The organism is Actinophytocola xinjiangensis (genome assembly GCF_001921215.1).
Lineage (GTDB): Bacteria > Actinomycetota > Actinomycetes > Mycobacteriales > Pseudonocardiaceae > Actinophytocola > Actinophytocola xinjiangensis.
Genome location: NZ_MSIF01000025.1, coordinates 13,500 through 31,080 on the forward strand (window position 1 = coordinate 13,500; position 17,581 = coordinate 31,080).

The window sequence follows — 17,581 nt, forward strand, 5'->3', positions numbered from 1 at the left end:
TAACGTTTGGACATTGGCCGTACTGGGATCACCCGCGTGATCACTACGCTACGCGCGTTTGTCGTTCCGGTAGGTGAGGGGAACTCATGGCGGCCGTCGACAGCATTCGGTCCCGATCAGCGGGACGCATCTCGTTGGTGGTGCTCGGCGCGGCGGCACTGTCCGTCGCGCTGGCCTTTCTCGCCAGGGCCCTCGTCGACGAGGGACCGTGGACCACCTTCGACCTCCAGGTCTTCCACGCCAGCGGCGAAGCCGTGCTTCGCGGCGACAACCCCTACCTGTACTGGCTGGAACAGGACCAGCTCAGCCTCGTCTACCCGCCCTTCGCCGGGCTGCTGTTCGCGTTGCTGGGCCTGCTGTCCATGGAGGCCGTGCGCATCGTCTGGTTCACCGGGATCTTCCTGGCGGTGCAGGGCATCGTGTGGCTGACCACCGGCTGGATCGGGGTGCGCCGCCGGTGGGTGCGGCTGGGTGCCGGGGTCGCCGCCGCCGGGCTGTTCCTCCTGTTCAACCCGGGCTGGCAGGAACTGTGGTCGGGCAACATCAACACGTTCCTCGCCCTGCTGATCGTCGCCGACCTGGTGCGCCGCGACGGCGCGCGCGGTCGCGGCGTGCTGATCGGCGTCGCCGCCGGGATCAAGCTCACGCCGGGGCTGTTCATCCTGTACTTCCTGCTCACCCGGCGTTTCCGTGAGGCGTGGACGGCGCTGGGCACGTTCGCGGTGACCGTCGTCGCCGGGTTCGCGGTGCTGCCGGGGCCGGCGTGGGACTACTGGCGCAGCCACGCGTGGGACGCCGACCGGATCTACCCGTTCCCCAACATCCCGTTGAACCAGAACCTGCGCGGGATGCTCGCCCGGCTGACCGGTGACCCCGACGTCAGCGTGTCCTGGCTGCTGGCCGCCGTGGTCGTGGCCGTCGGCGGGCTGGCGGTGTGCGTGGCGCTGCACCGCCGGGGGCTGGTGACCGAGGCGGCGGTGCTGGTCGGGGTGATCGCGCTGCTGGTGTCGCCGGTGTCCTGGGCCTACCACTGGGTGTGGCTGGTGCCGGCACTGATCGTGCTCGGCGCGCACGCCGTGCGGACCCGTTCGTGGACGTGGGGTGGCGCGGTGGTGCTGACGGCGGCGGCGGCGTTCGTCGCTCCGTACACGTTCATGCCCCTGGACGAGGGAATGACTCCCTCGACCGTGGCCCAACAGTTCGAGACCAACTCGTTGACGATCGCCGGCCTGCTGCTGCTCGTGGCGGCCGTCGTCGCGGTGGTCCGTCCGCGCCCGGATCCCGTGCCCGCCGCGTGAGCGGGCCGGTCGTCTCCATCGTCGTCCCGGCCCGCGACGAGGCCGACAACCTGCCCGACCTCATCACCCGCATTCACCGGTCGGTGGGCACCCGTTGGGTGTACGAGTTACTTGTTGTCAACGACAGTTCGGTCGACGGCACGGCCGCCGTCGTCACCGCGCTGGCCGCCACCCACCCCGTGACCCTCGTCCACCGCACCCACAGCCCCGGCAAGGGTCTGGCCATCGCCGAAGGTTTCGGCCACGCCACCGGCGACGTGCTGTGCATGATCGACGCCGACCTCCAGTACCCGCCGGAAGCCCTTCCCGCCATGGTGGCGATCGTGCTGTCCGGCGCCGCCGAGGTCGTCGTGGCGAACCGGGTCGTCCACGACACGAGCCTGGGCCGTCGGCTGCTCAGCCGCCTGTCCCGGTGGCTGCTGCAGCGCCTGCACGGCCTCGACGTCGACGTCCAGTCCGGCCTCAAGGTCCTGCGCCGAACCGTCCTCGACCAGATCGAGTTACGCCCGAACGGGTGGGCCTTCGACCTGGAGTTACTGCTCGACGCCCGAGCCGCCGGCCACACCATCACCGGCCACGACATCGACTTCGCCAGAAGAACCCGGGGCCGCACCAAGATCAACGTCCTCCTGGCCGGCTGGCAGGTCCTGCGCAACGCGATCTGGCTACGCCTCACCCGCGACGACAGCGGTACCCCCGACACGCCCTAGCCTGGGCCTGACCTGCTCGGCGGAGTGGGCGCCGGACGTGGTGTACGACCCGGAGACCGGGACGATCGAGAACAGGCCGAACCGATGGTGGATCTCTTCTCCGCAGCGAGTACCGAGGACGCGGTTCGACTCCAGATGCGGCTCGCGCCGCTGGTCGAGCGGGTGCCCCCGCCCGGGTTCGCCCCCACCACGGCGACTGGCCTGGACGTCGCCTACGCCGAGGACTCGACGACGGTGGCCGCCGCCGTGGTGACCGTCGACCTGGCCAGCGGCGCCGAGGTGGTGTCCGCGTCCGCGGTCGGCGTGAGCGACTTTCCCTATGTGCCGGGCCTGTTCGCGTTCCGGGAGCTGCCGACCCTGCTCGCCGCGCTGGACCGGTTGGCCGATCCGCCGCAGCTACTGGTCGCGGACGGGAACGGGATCGCGCACCCACGACGTTTCGGGCTCGCCTCGCACCTCGGCGTGGTGACCGGGCTGCCGAGTATCGGTGTCGCGAAGACCCCGCTCGGCCGCTACCAGCCGCCCGCCGACGACCGTGGCGCCACCAGTCCCCTGATCGACGGTGACGACGAGGTGGGGGTGGCCCTGCGCACCCAACGCGGCGTGAAGCCGGTCTTCGTGTCGGTCGGCCACCGGATCGATCTGCCCACCGCCTGCCGGTACGTGTTGCGGCTGGCCCGCCGTTACCGCCTGCCGGAGACCACCCGGCTCGCCGACCAGTTGTCCCGCCGCGCGCTGCGCTCGTCCCGGGATCGCTGACCGTCACGTCCGGTGATCGCAGGTCTGTGGATGGTCGTGTGGACAACCCGCCCTCGGGTGTGGACAGGTGGTGGTCACGAGGGTGCGGACCTGTGGACAACCAGGCCCGCACCGCACGTCGGGCGCTGTGGACACCCCGCTCGCGCCTGTGGATGTCAGACCTTCGCCAGGGCCCCCGACAGGTCCGCCACCAGGTCGTCGACGTGTTCGATGCCGCAGCTGAAGCGGACCAGGTCGTCGTGCACCCCGGCGGCGGCCCGCGCCTCGGGGGTCATGCCGGCGTGCGAGGTCCGCGCCGGCAGCGTCACCAGCGACTCGATCCCGCCCAGTGACGGCGCCACCGCCGGCAGGGTCAGCGACGACAGGAACGTCTCCGCCGCCGCGACACCGCCGGCCAGCCGGAAGCTGAGCATGCCGCCGAAACCGCTCAACAGCTCCGAGGCGACCGCGTGGTCCGGGTGGTCGGCCAGCCCGGGGTAGTTCACCGCCGACACCGTGTCGTTGGCCGACAGGAATTCCGCGAGCGCCAGCGCCGTCGCGTTCTGCTCACGCACCCGCAGCGCCAGCGTCTTGAGCCCCCTGGCCAGCAGGAACCCGGCGTGCGGGTCCAGCGTGCCGCCGTAGATGTTCAGTGTCCGCCGCACGCTGTCGACCAGCTCCGTCGAGCCGGCGACCGAGCCGGCGACCAGGTCGGAGTGGCCGTTGAGGTACTTCGTCGCGCTGTGGAAGACCAGGTCGAAGCCGGCGGCGAGCGGCCGGAAGTTGACGGGGCTCGCGAACGTGTTGTCGACCACGCTGACCAGGCCGGACGCCTTCGCGAACGCCACCAGCTCGGGCAGCCGGCCGACCCGCATCAGCGGGTTGGTGATCGTCTCGACCAGCACCGCCTTCGTGTTCGGGCGGCGCGCGGCCTCCCACGACGACGGGTCGTGCGGGTCGATGACCGTGTACTCCCAGCCCAGCCGGTCCGCGTGCTTGGCCAGGAAGTCGTGAGTTCCGCCATACAGCACGTCGCCGACCAACAGGTGGTCACCGGCTGCCAGCAGGGTGTGCAGGATCGTGGTGACCGCCGCCATGCCCGAGGCCGTCGCCACCGCCGCCTGGGCGCCCTCCAGTGCCGCCAGCTTGTCGTGCAGGTAGCGCTGCGACGGGGTCGAGTTCAGCCGCAGGTACTGGATGTCGTGGTAGCTCTCGCCGGGCGCCGAACGGTAGACCGTGCCCTGGTAGATCGGGAAAACGACCGAGCCGTCCGGATCGGACACCTGCTCGCCGGCGTGTACCGCGAGGGTCTCCATCCGCGCGTCGTCCTGCACTCGAACCTCCTCGTCGCCGCTGCTCACCGGCTCAGCCTACGTCGCGGTCGGGTCCGTGCCGACCGGTCGCGTTGCTCGGGCTTCGAGGGGGAATTGCGCAAATCGACCTAGCGTCGCCGGCAGACATCCAGGTGGAAAGGAACCTCCCATGGCGACAGAATCCGCCGGCCCACTGGGGCGCGAGGAACTGATCGAGGCCTACCGGGTCATGCGGACCATCCGCGCCTTCGAGGAGCGGGTGCACACCGAGTTCGGGACCGGGGAGCTGCCCGGCGCGGTGCACCTGTACGCCGGGCAGGAGGCCGTCGCCGCCGGGGTGTGCGGCGCGCTGACCGAGGGCGACTACATCGCCAGCACCCACCGCGGCCACGGGCACGCCATCGCCAAGGGCTGCGACATCAACGCCATGATGCGCGAGCTGTACGGCAAGGCCGGCGGCTCGTGCAACGGCAAGGGCGGCTCGATGCACATCGCCGACTTCGAGCGCGGCATGCTCGGCGCCAACGGGGTCGCGGCCGGCGGGGCGCCGCTGGCGTGCGGGTCGGCGCTGACCGCCAAGGTGCTGGAGCGCCCGCACGTGTCGGTCGCGTTCGTCGGTGACGGCGCCGCCAACCAGGGGTCGTTCGCCGAGTCGCTGAACCTGGCCACCGTCTGGCAGCTGCCGGTGGTGTTCGTCGTCGAGGACAACGGCTACGCCCAGGCCACCGGCACCCGCTACCACCTGCGCGGCCTCGACGTCGCCCGGCGCGCGGAGGCCTACGGGATGCCGGCGGTGGTGGTCGACGGCACCGACTACTTCGCCGTGCGGGCCGCCGCCGACGAGGCCGTCAAGCGGGCCCGCGACGGGGGCGGGCCCTCGCTCATCGAGTGCCAGGCCGGCCGGTTCTTCGGCCACATGGAGGGCTTCGACCAGCAGGGCTACCGGGGCGAGGGCGAGGTCGAGCGGCTGCGCGCCGACGCCGACTGCCTCGTCCGGTTCGCCGCCGCGTCCGCGCTGAGCACCGAGCAGTTGGCGGAGGTCGACGTGACGGTCGACGCGGCCGTCGAGGTCGCCGTCGCCGACGCCAAGGCCGCGCCGGTGCCCGAGCTGTCCGAGCTGTTGACCGACGTCTACGTGTCCTACTGAAGACCCGGGAGCGAACAGAGATGACCCAGTCACCGCGAGTGCTGTCCTACCTGGACGCACTGAACGAGGCGTTGGCGCTGGAGATGGCCGCCGACCCGTCGGTCGTGGTCTTCGGCGAGGACAACGTCGGCGGCCACGGCTGCGACGGCACCATGGGCCACGCCTGGGGCCCGACCCGTGGCCTGCACAACCAGTTCCCCAAGCAGATCTTCGACGCGCCGATCACCGAGGCGGCGTTCGTCGGCGCCGCCGTCGGCGCGGCGGCCACCGGTCTGCGGCCGGTCGCCGACCTGCTGTTCGTCGACTTCGCCGGGGTGTGCTTCGACCAGATCCTCAACCAGGCGGCGAAGTTGCGTTACATGGTGGGCGGCAAGGCGAAGGTGCCGATGGTGCTGCGCGCCATGTGGGGCACCGGGATGCGCCGGGGCGCCCAGCACTCCCAGGCGCTGTACTCGCTGTTCACCCACATCCCCGGCCTGAAGGTGGTGGCGCCGTCGAACCCGGTGGACGCCAAGGGGCTGCTCGCCTCGGCCATCCAGGACGACGACCCGGTGATCTTCTTCGAGCACAAGCTGCTGTACTTCGGCAGCCGGGGCGTCGTCCCCGAGGAGCGGTACACCATCCCGATCGGCGAGGCCAAGGTCGTCCGCGAGGGCGGTGACGTGACGATCGTGGCGGTCGGCCGGATGGTCAACGAGGCTCTCGGCGCGGCCGAGAAGCTTGCGGCGGAAGGCATCCAGGCGGAGGTCATCGACCCGCGCACGCTCTCGCCGTTCGACTTCGACACCGTGTACGCCAGCGTGGAGAAGACCAGCCGGCTGGTCGTGGTGGACGAGTCGAGCCCGCGCTGCTCGATCGCCACCGACATCGCCGGCACGGTCGCCGAGAACCGGTTCGCGTCGCTGTCGGCGGCGGTGCGCACCGTCACCGGCCCGCACGCGCCGGTGCCGTTCAGCCCGGTGCTGGAGGACGCGTTCGCGCCCAACGCCGACAAGATCGTCGACGCTGTTCGTTCCACCCTCCCGAGTTCCGTCATCAGCAAGGCATCCTGAGGAGTTGACATGTCCGACCACCCCAACGTTCAGCTGATGGAGAAGGTGTACGCCTCGTTCGGCGTCGGCGACGTCGAGACCGCGGCCACCTACTGGCACGAGGACTCGGTGCACCACTACCCCGGGCGCAACCCGCTGTCCGGTGAGCACGTCGGCATCAAGGACTCCACGGCCTTCGCCAACAAGATGTGGGAGCTGACCGAGGGCAAGATGCGGATGGACGTCGCCGAGATCGGCGGCAGCGACAACCACGCCTTCGCCATCCTGCACACCCGCTACGAGCGCAAGGGCCGCGTGCTGGAGATGCCGTTCATCAACGTGGCGCGCATCGTCGACGGGAAGATCAAGGAGTTCTGGACCTACCCGAACGACCAGTACGCCGTCGACGAGTTCTGGAACGCGTGAGCATGAAGGTCATCGCTGTTGGTGGCAGCGTCACGGGGCTCGCCGCGGCGGCCGCCCTGGCCGACGCCGGCCACGAGGTGCTGGTGCTGGAACGGGAAGCCGCCGCCCCGCCGTCCACATTGGACGAGGCGGCGGATGGGTGGGCGCGGCCGACGGTGCCGCAGGCCGCGCACTCGCACGCCTTCGGGTCGCGGGGCACGAACCTGCTGCGCGACCGGCTGCCCGACGTCTACGAGGACCTGCTCGGCGCGGGCACCGGCAGGGTCAACCTGGCCGACTCGCCGCCGCCGATGCTCGGCGACTTCGCGCGTGAGCCGGCCGACGACGACCTCAACATGCTGACCGTGCGGCGCTCGGTGTTCGAGTGGGTGCTGCGGGCGCGGGCGCTGTCGCGGCCGGGCGTGTCGGTGCGGACCGGTGCGACCGTGCGCGGCCTGGTCACCGGTGAGGGCCGGGTGACCGGCGTGCGGCTGGCCGACGGCACCGAGCTGAGCGCCGACCTGGTGCTGGACACCAGCGGGCGCAAGACCGACGCGCCGAAGTGGCTGGCGACGGCCGGGCTGCCGGTGCCCGAGCAGACCAGCGAGAGCTGCCGGATCACCTACTACACCCGCTACTACCGCCGGTTGACCCCGGCGCCGCCCGGGCCGCTCAACCGCGGCTTCGGCGCGGGCGGGCTGTGGGACAGCTACACGGCGGTCCTGTTCCTGGGCGACGGCGACACGTTCTCCATCTCGCTGGGCGTGCTGCCCGACGACAAGGAGATGAAGTCGCTGCGCGAGGAGGAGGCGTTCACCGCCGCGATCCGGGCCACCCCGCTGCTCGCGGGCTGGGTCGCGCCGGGCAACTCCGAGCCGATCTCGCCGGTGTACGCGATGGGCGGGCTGGACAACAGCTCGCGCCTGGCCGACCCGGCCGGCGACCTGCCCGTCGGCTTCTACGGCCTGGGTGACGCGGTGTGCACGACCAACCCGGCCTACGGTCGGGGCGTGTCGCTGGCGCTGGCGCACGTGTTCGAGCTGGTCGACCTGCTGGCCGCGCACCCGACGGTGGACCGGGCGCAGGCCGCGCGGTTCGCCGGGGCCAGCAAGGGTCTGCTCGCGCCGTGGCTGGGCGAGTCGATCGCCAACGACCGTGGTCGGGCCGGCCTGTGGGCGGCGACCGTGGCCGGTGAGCGGCCGCAGATGCCGCCGCCGGGCATCGTCACCTTCGGCACCGCCGTCGCGGCGTCCACCAAGGACGCCCAGGTGTGGCGGCGGGTGGCGCAGGTGATGATGTCGCTGGTGTCGCCGGCCGAGCTGTACGCCAACGACGAGATCACCGAGCGGGTCGGCCGGGCGCTCGCGGGCGGTCCGCCCCCGCAGCTGCCCGGTGCCAGCCGCGCGGACCTGGTCGCCGCCGTGCGCGGGGCCACCGCCGGCCAGCAGGCCGCCTGATCCATTCATCCGCCCGTGGCACCCCGGAGCCGGGGTGCCACGGGCGTCCGCGCGAACAGGAGAGAACGTATGCGGCTGGCCGTGTTCGGCGCGACCGGAGGAACCGGGCGCGCGGTGATCTCACAGGCGCTGGAGGCCGGCGACAAGGTGACGGCGCTGGCCCGCAACCCCGCCGACCTGGCGGAGTTCGGCGAGGCCGTCACCGTCGTCGGCGGCGACGTCCTCGACCCGGCGGCGGTCGGCGAGGCGGTGGCCGGCGCGCAGGTGGTGATCTCCGCGCTGGGCATCGGCATGCACCGCCACGCCACCACCGTGTACTCCCAGGGGACGGCGAACATCATCGCCGCGATGCGCGCCGAGGGCGCCGAGCGGCTGCTGGTGGTGTCGACGTCGTCGCTGGAACCGCCCTCGCCCAAACAGTTCGCCGAGTGGTTCCTGTCGAAGTTCCTGCTGCACCGGATCCTCGCCAAGCCGTACGCGGACATGGCCCTGATGGAACGCCACGTCCGCGAGTCCGATGTGGACTGGACGCTGGTGCGGGCGGCGCGGCTGACGAAGGGCCCACTGACCGGCGTCCACCGCGCCGCCGTCAACGAGAAACTCCGCGGCTGCTGGTCGATCTCCCGCACCGACGTCGCCCACTACCTGCTGCTGCACGCCACCGACGCGGAGGTCTCCCGCGCCACCGTGGAGATCGCCTACTGAGGGTCAGTCCGCCGTCGGGGGGCGGCCCGGCGGCGGGCCGAGCGGGCCGGACAGGTGGCAGTGCGCGATCTGCCAGCTGGTGTCGGCCTTCGCGAGTACCAGCGTCAGCCGGAAATCGCCGTTGGCGGGGTGGCCGTTGTAGCTACCCTCCTGTGTGGACGCCGCGAGCACGACGGCGGTGTCGCCGTACTCGCGGACGAGCACGTCACCGAGGTCGAACGCGGTGGGTCGCAACGCGCCGGAGCGGTAGCGGCCGATCCACTGTTCCTTGGTGAGCACGAAACCCAGCGGTCCGACGCCCCGGAAGTCGTCGGTCAGCAGAACCTCGAGTGAGTCGGAGTCCCCCTTCGCCTCGGCGCTCGCGAACCGTTCGATCGTCTCGGAAACACTCATGACCCAACCATACTGTCGATTCTCTCGCGGGGCACTCGACGGCAGATCGGGAAATCACTGCCCGAACCCGGCCGGATCTACCATCATCCAATGACGACAACGGTTTCCCGGCCGACCGACACCTCGGTCGCCGCTCCCGCCGTGGTGACCGCCGGGTTGTTCGTCGCGAGTCTGCTCGCCGGGCTGTTCGCCGCCGGGGCGGTCTACACCTCGCCGTTCACCGACGACGCCGACATCGCCGCCTTCTACGCCGCGCATCCCACGCTGGTGTCCTGGGTCGGGTTCCTCCAGTTCGGCACCGGGCTCGCGCTCGCCGTGTGCACCGCCACCCTGGTCACCCGGCTGCGCGGGCTCGCCCCGGGACTGCCGGGGCCGATCGGGGTCGCGTCGGCCGGCGGGCTGGTGGCGGCGGTGTTCCTGGCGCTCAACGGGGTCGTGCAGTGGGTGATGGCCCACCCGGGGGTGACCGCCGAGCCGGCGGTGCGCCGCGCCCTGCACCACCTGTACTTCGCGCTCGGCGGGTTCGCGCACGTCGCGGCGGCGGCGTTGCTGGTGGGGGCGGTGAGCCTGGTGGCGTTGCGAACCGGGCTGCTGCCGGGGTGGCTGTCGGCGACCGGCCTGGTGATCGCGGGGGTGTCGGTCGCCTCCAGTCTCACGTTCGTGGCCGAGGCGGTGACCGTGCTGATCCCGGTCGGCCGGTTCGCCGCGTTGCTGTGGCTGGTAGCGGTCGGGTTCCTGGTGCCGCGCCGAACCTGAGGTTCCTTGCCGGTCGGGACTGGCGACCGATGTGGGCGGGACGTCCCAAACGGATGATCGAGGCGTGGAGAACTCTCGGGAAGACCCGCGCGACGCGATAGCCATCATCGGAATGGGGTGTCGGCTGCCCGGTGGGGTGAACTCGCCGGAGGCGTTCTGGAACGCGTTGGTCGACGGGCTGGACGCGATCGGCGAGGTGCCGGCCGACCGTTGGGCCCACTACCGCGACGCCAGCCAGGACAACGCCGCCGCGCTGCGCCGCACGACCGGGCTCGGCGGCTTCGTGTCCGAGGTGGACGGGTTCGACGCGGCCTTCTTCGGGATCTCGCCGCGCGAGGCGGCGCTGATGGACCCGCAGCAGCGGATGGCGCTGGAGGTCAGCTGGGAGGCCCTGGAACACGCGGGCATCGTTCCCGGCGCCCTGGCCGGCACCGACACCGGTGTGTTCGTCGGGGTCAACACCGACGACCACGGGCGGCGGCTGCTGGAGGACCTGCCGCGCATCGAGGCGTGGACGGGCATCGGCTCGTCGATGTGCGCGGTCGCCAACCGGGTCTCCTACACCCTCGACCTGCGCGGGCCCAGCCTCGTCGTGGACACGGCGTGCTCGTCGTCGCTGGTGGCGCTGCACCTGGCGTGCCAGAGCCTGCGGCTGGGCGAGACGCCGGTGGCCATCGCCGGCGGGGTGATGCTGATGCTCGCCCCCGGCCTGACCATGGTCATGGACGCCGCTGGCGCGCTGGCCCCCGACGGGCGCTCCAAGTCCTTCGACGCGTCGGCCGACGGGTACGGGCGCGGCGAGGGCTGCGGCATGGTCGTGCTCAAACGCCTGGCCGACGCCCGGCGCGACGGCGACCGGGTGCTGGCCGTGGTCCGGGGCAGCGCCGTCAACCAGGACGGGCGCACCAACGGCATCATGGCCCCCAGCCGCGAGGCCCAGGAACACATGCTGCGCCAGGCCTGCACCCAGGCGGGTGTCACGCCAGAGTCGGTCGACTACGTCGAGGCGCACGGCACCGGCACCCGCGCCGGTGACCCGATCGAGGCCGGCGCCATCGCCTCGGTCTACGGCGTTGGCCGGCCCGCCGACCGGCCGTGTCTGATCGGCTCGGTGAAGTCCAACATCGGGCACCTGGAGGCGGCGTCGGGCATCGCCGGCGTGATCAAGGCCGTGTTGGCCATCGAGCACGCCGCCATCCCGCCCAGCCTCAACCTGACCACCCCCAACCCGGACATCCCCTGGCAGGACTCCGGGCTGCGGGTGGTCACCGAGCTGACCCGCTGGCCCAGCACCGGCGGGCCGCGCCGCGCCGGGGTGTCCGGCTACGGCTACGGCGGCACGATCGCCCACCTGGTCCTCGAACAGGCGCCCGGCGCGCGGGCCGTGCCGGCGCCGGACCGGGGGACGGCGCTGCGGGTGTACCCGTTGTCCGGCAACACGGTCGAGGCCGTGCGGGACTACGCGGCCACGCTGGCCGACCGGCTCACCGCCGACGCCGCGCTGGAACTGGCCGACGTCGCGCACACCCTGGCCGACCGGCGCGCGCACCTGACCCACCGCGGCGCCGTGCTGGCCGCCGGCCGCGACGAACTGGTCGCGCGGCTGCGGCAGATCCCGTTGGGTGAGCCGCGTGACGGGCTGGTCACCGGGCAGGTGCTGGACGGGGCGCGGCGCGGCGCGGTGTGGGTGTTCTCCGGGCACGGGTCGCAGTGGATCGGCATGGGCCGTGAGCTGCTGGGCACCGAGCCGGAGTTCGGTGCGGTGCTCGACGAGCTGGAGCCGATCTGCCTGGCCGAGCTGGGGGTCTCGCCGCGCCGGGCGCTGCTGGAGGGCGACCTGCTGCACACCGACCGCATCCAGCTGTTGATCTTCGCCATGCAGGTGGGGCTGGCCAGGGTGCTGACCGCGCGCGGCCTGGCCCCGGCGGCGGTGCTCGGCCACTCGGTCGGCGAGATCGCGGCGGCGGTCGTCGGCGGGGTGCTGGACCTGGCCGACGGCGCCCGGCTGATCTGCCGGCGTTCGGCGCTGCTGCGCCGGGTCGCCGGGCAGGGCGCGATGGCCATGGTGAACCTGCCGTTCGCCGAGGTCCGCGCCCGACTGTCCGATGTGGACGGCGTGGGGGCGGCGATCGCGGCGGCGCCGTCGTCGACGGTCGTCGCCGGGGACGTCGCCGAGCTGGAGGTGGTGGTCAAGGAGTGGACCGCCGCCGGGCTGCACGTGCAGCGGGTCAACTCCGACGTGGCCTTCCACAGCCACCACATGGACCCGCTGGTCGGCGACCTCGCCGAGGCCGTCGCCGACCTCGCACCGCGCGCCGGTGCGGTGCCGGTGTACTCGACGTCGCTGGAGGACCCGCGCGGGCGCGACGTGCGCGACGGCGCCTACTGGGCCGGCAACCTGCGCAACCCGGTGCGCTTCGCCGGCGCCGTGTCGGCGGCGCTGGCCGACGGGTACCGCGCGTTCGTCGAGATCGCGCCGCACCCGGTGGTGTCGTACTCGATCAACGAGGTGCTCGCCGCCGAGGGCGTCACCGACGCGGTCGTCGCGCACACGCTGCGCCGCAACCGGCCAGAACAGGCGTCGCTGCTGACCAACCTGGCCGCGCTGCACTGCCACGGCGTGCCGGTCGACTTCTCCGGCCAGGGCGGCGGGCTGGTGGAGCTGCCGGTGATCGCCTGGCGCCACCGCGCCCACCGGGTCGACCAGCGGGCCAGTGCGACAGTCCACTCCCGACTGCACGACGTGGACGGTCACACGCTGCTCGGCGCGCCGCTGACCGTGCACGGCACCTCGGCCGTGCGGCTGTGGCAGACCTGGCTCGACCTGGACAGCCGGCCCTACCCCGGCGACCACCCGGTGCAGGGCACCGAGATCGTGCCGGCGGCGGTGCTGCTCACCACGTTCCTCGCCGCCGCCGGCGGGCACGCGCTGGCCGACGTGTCGCTGCGGGTGCCGGTGTCCCCGGCCCTGGCCCGCGAACTCCAGGTCGTGCAGATGGACGGCACGCTGCGGCTGTGCTCGCGACTGGGCGCCGAACGGGACTCCGAGCCGGACGCCGGCTGGCTGACCCACACCACCGCCGTCGTGCCGCCGGTCGCCGAGACCCCGGGCGCCGAAACCCTGCCGCTGGCGCGACTGCGCGACCGCTGCACCGAACGGCTGGACCCCAACTACGTGATCGACCGGCTGGCCTCCCTCGGCGTGGCCGCCATGGGCTTCCCGTGGCGCGTCGAACGGATCCGGCGCGGCGCCGGGGAGCTGTTCGTGCGGGTGCTCGCCGACCCGGACGACACCCTGCCGCCGACCTGGGCGTCCATTCTGGACGCGGCACTGTCGGCGGCGTCGGTGGTGTTCGACGGCCAGGCGACGCTGCGGATGCCGGCGGCCATCCGGCGGGTCACCGTCGGCGGCCACCCGCCGGCCGAGGCGGTGATCAGCGTGCGGGTGCGGCCCGGGTCGGCCGACACCGTCGACGTCACCGTCGCCAGCCCCGACGGCACCGTCGTGGCCACCCTCACCGGCCTGCGCTACGGCGTGCTCGACGGCGACATCGGCGCCCCGGCCAGCCCCCGCCGGCTCGTGCACCACGTCGAATGGCGGCCCTACGAGCTGCCCAGCCGCCCGCGCGGAGCCCTGGAGGGCGTGGTGTTCGTCGGCGACGCCGGCCTGGCCGCGCGCCTGGGCGACTCCTTCGCCGACGCCGGTGTGCCGTGGGAGTCGGTCGCCGATCCGTCCACCCTGGAGGAGTTACGTCCCGGTCAGGGCACCGCCGTGCTGGTCGCCGCGCCGGCCGGCACCGACGCCGCCGCCGCGACCTGGCTGCTGACCAGGACCGCCCAGGTCCTCGCCGGCTGGGACACGGCCCCCACGCTGTGGTGTCTGACCCGGGGCGTGCGTGAGGCGGCGAGCCTGGACGCGGTCGCCGAGTCGGCGCTGTGGGGCGCGGGGCGCGTGCTGGGCGGGGAGTACCCGGCGTTCTGGGGCGGGATCGTCGACCTGTCGGCCACCGACCCGGTCGGCTCCGCCGGCCTGCTGCGGCTGCTGCTCACCGCCCGCCCCGCCGAGGACGTGCTCAGCCTGCGGCACGCCGACCTGGCCGTGGCCCGGCTCGCGCCCGTCGACGGCGCCCCCACCCGCCCGCCGCTGACCTGCCACCCCGGCGGCACCTACCTGGTCACCGGCGGCCTGGGCGTACTGGGCCTGGAGGTCGCCGGCTGGCTCGCCGGGCGCGGCGCGCGCCGGCTGGTGCTCGCCGGGCGCCAGGCACTGCCGCCGCGCACCGAGTGGGACCGGGCCACCGACCCCGACCTGGTACGGCGGATCGAGGGTGTGCGCGCGTTGGAGGCCGCCGGGGTCACCGTCGCCACGCTCGCCCTGGACGTCGCCGACCCGGCCCAAGCCGCCCGCGAACTGTCCGCCGCGACCCTGGGCCTGCCGAGGATCCGGGGGGTCGTGCACGCCGCCGGGGTGCTGGACAACCGGCTGGCCGGCGAGGTGGACCACGCGTCGCTGGAGCGGGTGCTGGCCCCCAAGGCCGGCGGCGCGCTGGTGCTCCACGAGCTGTTCCCGCCCGGCAGCCTGGAGTTCCTGGTGCTGTTCTCCTCCGCCGGCCAGCTGCTCGGGCTGCCCGGCCAGACCTCCTACGCCGCCGCGAACGCCGTGCTCGACGGCCTGGCCAGGCACCGGGGCGACGCGCTGAGCCTGGCCTGGACGTCCTGGCGCGGCCTGGGCATGTCGACCTCGTCGGCGGCGATCGACGCCGAACTGGCCGCGCGCGGCACCGGCGACATCACCGCCGAGGAGGCGTTCCGGGCGTGGGAGTACGCGCAGCGGCAGCCGGTCGACCACGTCGCCGTGCTGCGCACCGTGCCGACGCTGCCCGGGATGCGCCGCCCGCCGCTGCTCGCCGAGCTGACCGCCGACCAGGCGCCCGCGCCGGCCACCACCGGCACCCCGTGGGCCGGGCTGCGCGACGGCGAGCTGCGCGAGTACCTGGCCGGCGAGGTCGCCGCCCAGGTCGCGGCGGAGCTGAAACTGGCCGTCGACGAGCTGGACGTGCGCCGCCCGCTGATCGAGATGGGACTGGACTCGGTGATGACCCAGCTCATCCGGGGGCGGCTGGAACGCCAGTTCCGGGTCAGCCTGCCGGCGACCCTGCTGTGGAACTCACCGACCGTGCGGGCGATCAGCGACTTCCTCGCCGAGCTGCTCGCCGGCGAGAGCCTGATGGGAGAGGACAGGACCAATGCAGCGTGACGGATTCACCCCGTGGCCGGCCGAGTTCGTCGAGCGGTACACCTCGGCGGGCTACTGGCGCGGCAAGCCACTGGGCCACTGGCTGTGGAGCTGGGCCGACGAGCGGGGCGAGCGTGTGGCCATCGTCGACGGCGAGTACGCGATCACCTACCAGGACCTGGCCGAGCACGCCGACGCGCTGGCCGACAACCTGCTCGACCTGGGCCTGCGCGAGGGCGACAACATCCTGGTGCAGCTGCCCAACACCTGGGAGTTCGTGGCGTTGTTCCTGGCGTGCCAACGGATCGGCGTCGCGCCGGTGCTGGCACTGCTGGCCCACCGCGAGCACGAACTGAACTACCTGGCCGACCTCGCGCACGTGCGGGCGATCGTCGTGCCGGACACCTGGCAGCGGTTCGACCACCAGCGGCTGGCCGGTGACCTGGCCGAGTCCCTCGGCCGCCCGTGCGAGGTCCTGGTCCTCGGCGAGCACGTCGACGAGTCCCATGTGGACCTGCGGACGCTGCTGGAACGCGGCCAGGAACCGACCCGGCTGCGGGCCCGGCTCGACGCCCAGGCCCCCGACCCCGGCGAGATCGCCCTGTTCCTGCTCTCCGGCGGCACCACCGGAACCCCGAAGATCATCAGCCGCACCCACCAGGACTACGAGTACAACGCGCGGCAGTCCGGCGCGGTCTGCGGCTTCGACGAGTCGACCGTGTACCTGGTGACCCTCCCCATGGGACACAACTTCCCGCTCGGCTCGCCGGGGATCCTCGCCACCCTCATCCACGGCGGCCGGGTCGTGATGATCCGGTCCCCCAAACCCGAGGTCGCCTTCCCGGCGATCGAACGCGAACGCGCCACGGTCACGTCGCTGGTGCCGGCCATCGCCCAACGCTGGGTCGAGGCCGCCGCCACGACCACCCACGACCTGTCGTCGCTGGACCTGGTGCAGGTCGGCGGCTCGGTCATCGACCCGGCGTTCGCCGCCCGCATCGGCCCCGCCCTGGGCTGCACCCTCCAGCAGGTGTACGGCATGGCCGAGGGCCTGCTGAACTACACCCGCCCGCACGACCCGGTCTCGGTCACCAACCACACCCAGGGCCGCCCGATCAGCGAGGCCGACGAGATCCTCATCGTCGACGAGGACGGCCGCCCGGTGCCCTTCGGCGGCACCGGCGAGCTGCTCACCCGGGGCCCGTACACGCCGCGCGGCTACTTCCGGGCGCCCGACCACAACGCCCGCGCCTACACCCCCGACGGCTGGTACCGCACCGGTGACCTGGTGCGATGGCACCGCAACGGCAACTTCGTCGTCGAGGGCCGGGTGAAGGACCTGATCAACCGGGGCGGCGAGAAGATCTCCGCGCCCGAGGTCGAGGCGGTCGTCGACCTGCTGCCGGCGGTGCGCCGCGTGTCGGCCATCGCCCTGCCCGACCCCGAGTACGGCGAACTGGTCTGCGTCTGCGTCGTCCTCCACGAGGACTACTCCCTGACACTGGACGAGGTCCGGGCACTGTTCGCCGCCCAGGGTGTGGCGAAGTTCAAACACCCCCAGCAACTGGAGATCGTCACCGACTTCCCGCTCACCGCCGTCGGCAAGGTCGACAAGAAGGCCCTGCGCCAGGACATCCTCGCCCGGGGCGAGAGCCGGGCGGCCTAGCGACCCGCCGCCCGGACCGGCACGAAAACGGGGCGGCGCCTGTCGGTGCAGGTCAGTAGCATCGGGCCGTGTCCTACCTCGCCTCAGTGAACGTCGGTGTCCCCCGGACCAACCCGGCGAAGCCCGCCGGCACCACCGGCATCGACAAGCGCCCGGTGTCCGGTCCGGTCGCCGTCACCGCCCCCGGTCCGAAAGGGACGGGGGCGGTCGGCCTGGCCGGCGACCGGGTCTACGACATCGCCGACCACGGCGGCGACGACCAGGCCGTGTACGCCTACGCCCGCGAGGCCCTCGACGGCTGGTCCACCCGCCTCGGCCGCCCCCTGGCCGACGGCGTCTTCGGCGAGAACCTCACGACCGTCGGCCTCGACGTCGACGGCGCACTGATCGGCGAGCGCTGGCGGATCGGGCCGGACCTGCTGCTGGAGGTGTCCTGCCCGCGCATCCCGTGCAGCACCTTCCAGAGCTGGATGGCCGAACCTGACTGGACGAAGACGTTCATGGCGGCGGCCGAACCGGGCGCCTACCTGCGCGTCCTCGAACCCGGCGAGATCCGCGCGGGCGACCCGGTCACGGTCACGCACCGGCCCGCGCACGACGTGACCGTCGCCCTGGCCTTCCGCGCCATGACCCTCCAGCCCGACCTGCTGCCCCGCCTCGTCGTCGCCGACGCCCTCCCCGCCGACGACCTCGCCAAGATCCACCGCCGCCTCGGCAACGCGTAAG

The 17,581-nt window shown here is 72.8% G+C and carries 14 protein-coding genes; 12 read left to right on the top strand and 2 right to left on the bottom strand.

Features of this window, described 5'->3' with window-relative positions; genetic code table 11:
• Nucleotides 1-86: 86 nt before the first annotated feature.
• The 3 genes from BLA60_RS34080 to BLA60_RS34090 all read left to right on the top strand — a co-directional run bounded on the left by BLA60_RS34080 (nucleotide 87) and on the right by BLA60_RS34090 (nucleotide 2,767).
• Entirely contained in the window at nucleotides 87-1,298 is a 1,212-nt protein-coding gene (locus tag BLA60_RS34080; protein ID WP_084735678.1) for a glycosyltransferase 87 family protein, read from the top strand.
• On the top strand, nucleotides 1,295-2,008 hold the full coding sequence (locus BLA60_RS34085) for a glycosyltransferase family 2 protein (RefSeq protein ID WP_075137179.1): 714 nt from the start codon (nucleotides 1,295-1,297) through the stop codon (nucleotides 2,006-2,008). Before BLA60_RS34080 ends, BLA60_RS34085 begins: the two co-directional genes overlap by 4 nt.
• Before the next feature lie 84 nt (nucleotides 2,009-2,092).
• Nucleotides 2,093-2,767: an endonuclease V gene (locus tag BLA60_RS34090; RefSeq protein WP_075137180.1), complete on the top strand. Its 675-nt coding sequence runs from the start codon at nucleotides 2,093-2,095 to the stop codon at nucleotides 2,765-2,767.
• Between the two features lie 155 nt (nucleotides 2,768-2,922).
• Here BLA60_RS34090 and BLA60_RS34095 read toward each other — a convergent pair whose 3' ends face one another.
• Nucleotides 2,923-4,107: a trans-sulfuration enzyme family protein gene (locus BLA60_RS34095; RefSeq protein ID WP_211288938.1), complete on the bottom strand. Its 1,185-nt coding sequence runs from the start codon at nucleotides 4,105-4,107 to the stop codon at nucleotides 2,923-2,925.
• Between the two features lie 121 nt (nucleotides 4,108-4,228).
• On the opposite strand from BLA60_RS34095, the gene BLA60_RS34100 reads away from it, so the two are divergent.
• From BLA60_RS34100 to BLA60_RS34120, 5 genes are all read left to right on the top strand, one after another.
• Nucleotides 4,229-5,206: a thiamine pyrophosphate-dependent dehydrogenase E1 component subunit alpha gene (locus BLA60_RS34100; RefSeq protein WP_075137181.1), complete on the top strand. Its 978-nt coding sequence runs from the start codon at nucleotides 4,229-4,231 to the stop codon at nucleotides 5,204-5,206.
• Nucleotides 5,207-5,226: 20 nt separating this feature from the next.
• Nucleotides 5,227-6,258, top strand: coding sequence for an alpha-ketoacid dehydrogenase subunit beta (locus BLA60_RS34105; protein WP_075137182.1), 1,032 nt, complete (start codon nucleotides 5,227-5,229; stop codon nucleotides 6,256-6,258).
• A gap of 9 nt (nucleotides 6,259-6,267) precedes the next feature.
• Nucleotides 6,268-6,663 carry a nuclear transport factor 2 family protein gene (locus BLA60_RS34110; protein WP_075137183.1) on the top strand — a complete coding sequence of 132 codons (396 nt, stop codon included), beginning with the start codon at nucleotides 6,268-6,270 and terminating at the stop codon, nucleotides 6,661-6,663.
• Between the two features lie 2 nt (nucleotides 6,664-6,665).
• Nucleotides 6,666-8,099, top strand: coding sequence for a tryptophan 7-halogenase (locus BLA60_RS34115; RefSeq protein ID WP_075137184.1), 1,434 nt, complete (start codon nucleotides 6,666-6,668; stop codon nucleotides 8,097-8,099).
• A 69-nt stretch (nucleotides 8,100-8,168) separates the two neighbouring features.
• Nucleotides 8,169-8,804 carry an NAD(P)-dependent oxidoreductase gene (locus BLA60_RS34120; RefSeq protein WP_075137185.1) on the top strand — a complete coding sequence of 212 codons (636 nt, stop codon included), beginning with the start codon at nucleotides 8,169-8,171 and terminating at the stop codon, nucleotides 8,802-8,804.
• A gap of 3 nt (nucleotides 8,805-8,807) precedes the next feature.
• On the opposite strand, the gene BLA60_RS34125 is transcribed toward BLA60_RS34120, so the two are convergent.
• Nucleotides 8,808-9,197: a nuclear transport factor 2 family protein gene (locus BLA60_RS34125; RefSeq protein ID WP_075137186.1), complete on the bottom strand. Its 390-nt coding sequence runs from the start codon at nucleotides 9,195-9,197 to the stop codon at nucleotides 8,808-8,810.
• Nucleotides 9,198-9,287: 90 nt separating this feature from the next.
• Between BLA60_RS34125 and BLA60_RS34130 the strand changes: the two genes are divergently transcribed.
• From BLA60_RS34130 to BLA60_RS34145, 4 genes are all read left to right on the top strand, one after another.
• Nucleotides 9,288-9,953, top strand: coding sequence for a DUF4386 family protein (locus tag BLA60_RS34130; RefSeq protein ID WP_075137187.1), 666 nt, complete (start codon nucleotides 9,288-9,290; stop codon nucleotides 9,951-9,953).
• A 64-nt stretch (nucleotides 9,954-10,017) separates the two neighbouring features.
• Nucleotides 10,018-15,210 (top strand): type I polyketide synthase, encoded by a 5,193-nt coding sequence (locus BLA60_RS34135; RefSeq protein WP_075137188.1) that lies wholly within the window; start codon nucleotides 10,018-10,020, stop codon nucleotides 15,208-15,210.
• On the top strand, nucleotides 15,200-16,855 hold the full coding sequence (locus BLA60_RS34140) for a (2,3-dihydroxybenzoyl)adenylate synthase (protein ID WP_075137189.1): 1,656 nt from the start codon (nucleotides 15,200-15,202) through the stop codon (nucleotides 16,853-16,855). Before BLA60_RS34135 ends, BLA60_RS34140 begins: the two co-directional genes overlap by 11 nt.
• A 68-nt stretch (nucleotides 16,856-16,923) precedes the next feature.
• Nucleotides 16,924-17,580 carry an MOSC domain-containing protein gene (locus tag BLA60_RS34145; RefSeq protein WP_075137190.1) on the top strand — a complete coding sequence of 219 codons (657 nt, stop codon included), beginning with the start codon at nucleotides 16,924-16,926 and terminating at the stop codon, nucleotides 17,578-17,580.
• Nucleotide 17,581 lies beyond the last annotated feature (1 nt).

Excerpts from the sequence above, each read along its gene's own strand:
- BLA60_RS34080 (WP_084735678.1), top strand. The coding sequence starts at position 87 with ATGGCGGCCGTCGACAGCATTCGGTCCCGATCAGCGGGACGCATCTCG.
- BLA60_RS34090 (WP_075137180.1), top strand. The coding sequence starts at position 2,093 with ATGGTGGATCTCTTCTCCGCAGCGAGTACCGAGGACGCGGTTCGACTC.
- BLA60_RS34100 (WP_075137181.1), top strand. The coding sequence starts at position 4,229 with ATGGCGACAGAATCCGCCGGCCCACTGGGGCGCGAGGAACTGATCGAG.
- BLA60_RS34105 (WP_075137182.1), top strand. The coding sequence starts at position 5,227 with ATGACCCAGTCACCGCGAGTGCTGTCCTACCTGGACGCACTGAACGAG.
- BLA60_RS34110 (WP_075137183.1), top strand. The coding sequence starts at position 6,268 with ATGTCCGACCACCCCAACGTTCAGCTGATGGAGAAGGTGTACGCCTCG.
- BLA60_RS34115 (WP_075137184.1), top strand. The coding sequence starts at position 6,666 with ATGAAGGTCATCGCTGTTGGTGGCAGCGTCACGGGGCTCGCCGCGGCG.
- BLA60_RS34120 (WP_075137185.1), top strand. The coding sequence starts at position 8,169 with ATGCGGCTGGCCGTGTTCGGCGCGACCGGAGGAACCGGGCGCGCGGTG.
- BLA60_RS34125 (WP_075137186.1), bottom strand. The coding sequence starts at position 9,197 with ATGAGTGTTTCCGAGACGATCGAACGGTTCGCGAGCGCCGAGGCGAAG.
- BLA60_RS34130 (WP_075137187.1), top strand. The coding sequence starts at position 9,288 with ATGACGACAACGGTTTCCCGGCCGACCGACACCTCGGTCGCCGCTCCC.
- BLA60_RS34140 (WP_075137189.1), top strand. The coding sequence starts at position 15,200 with ATGCAGCGTGACGGATTCACCCCGTGGCCGGCCGAGTTCGTCGAGCGG.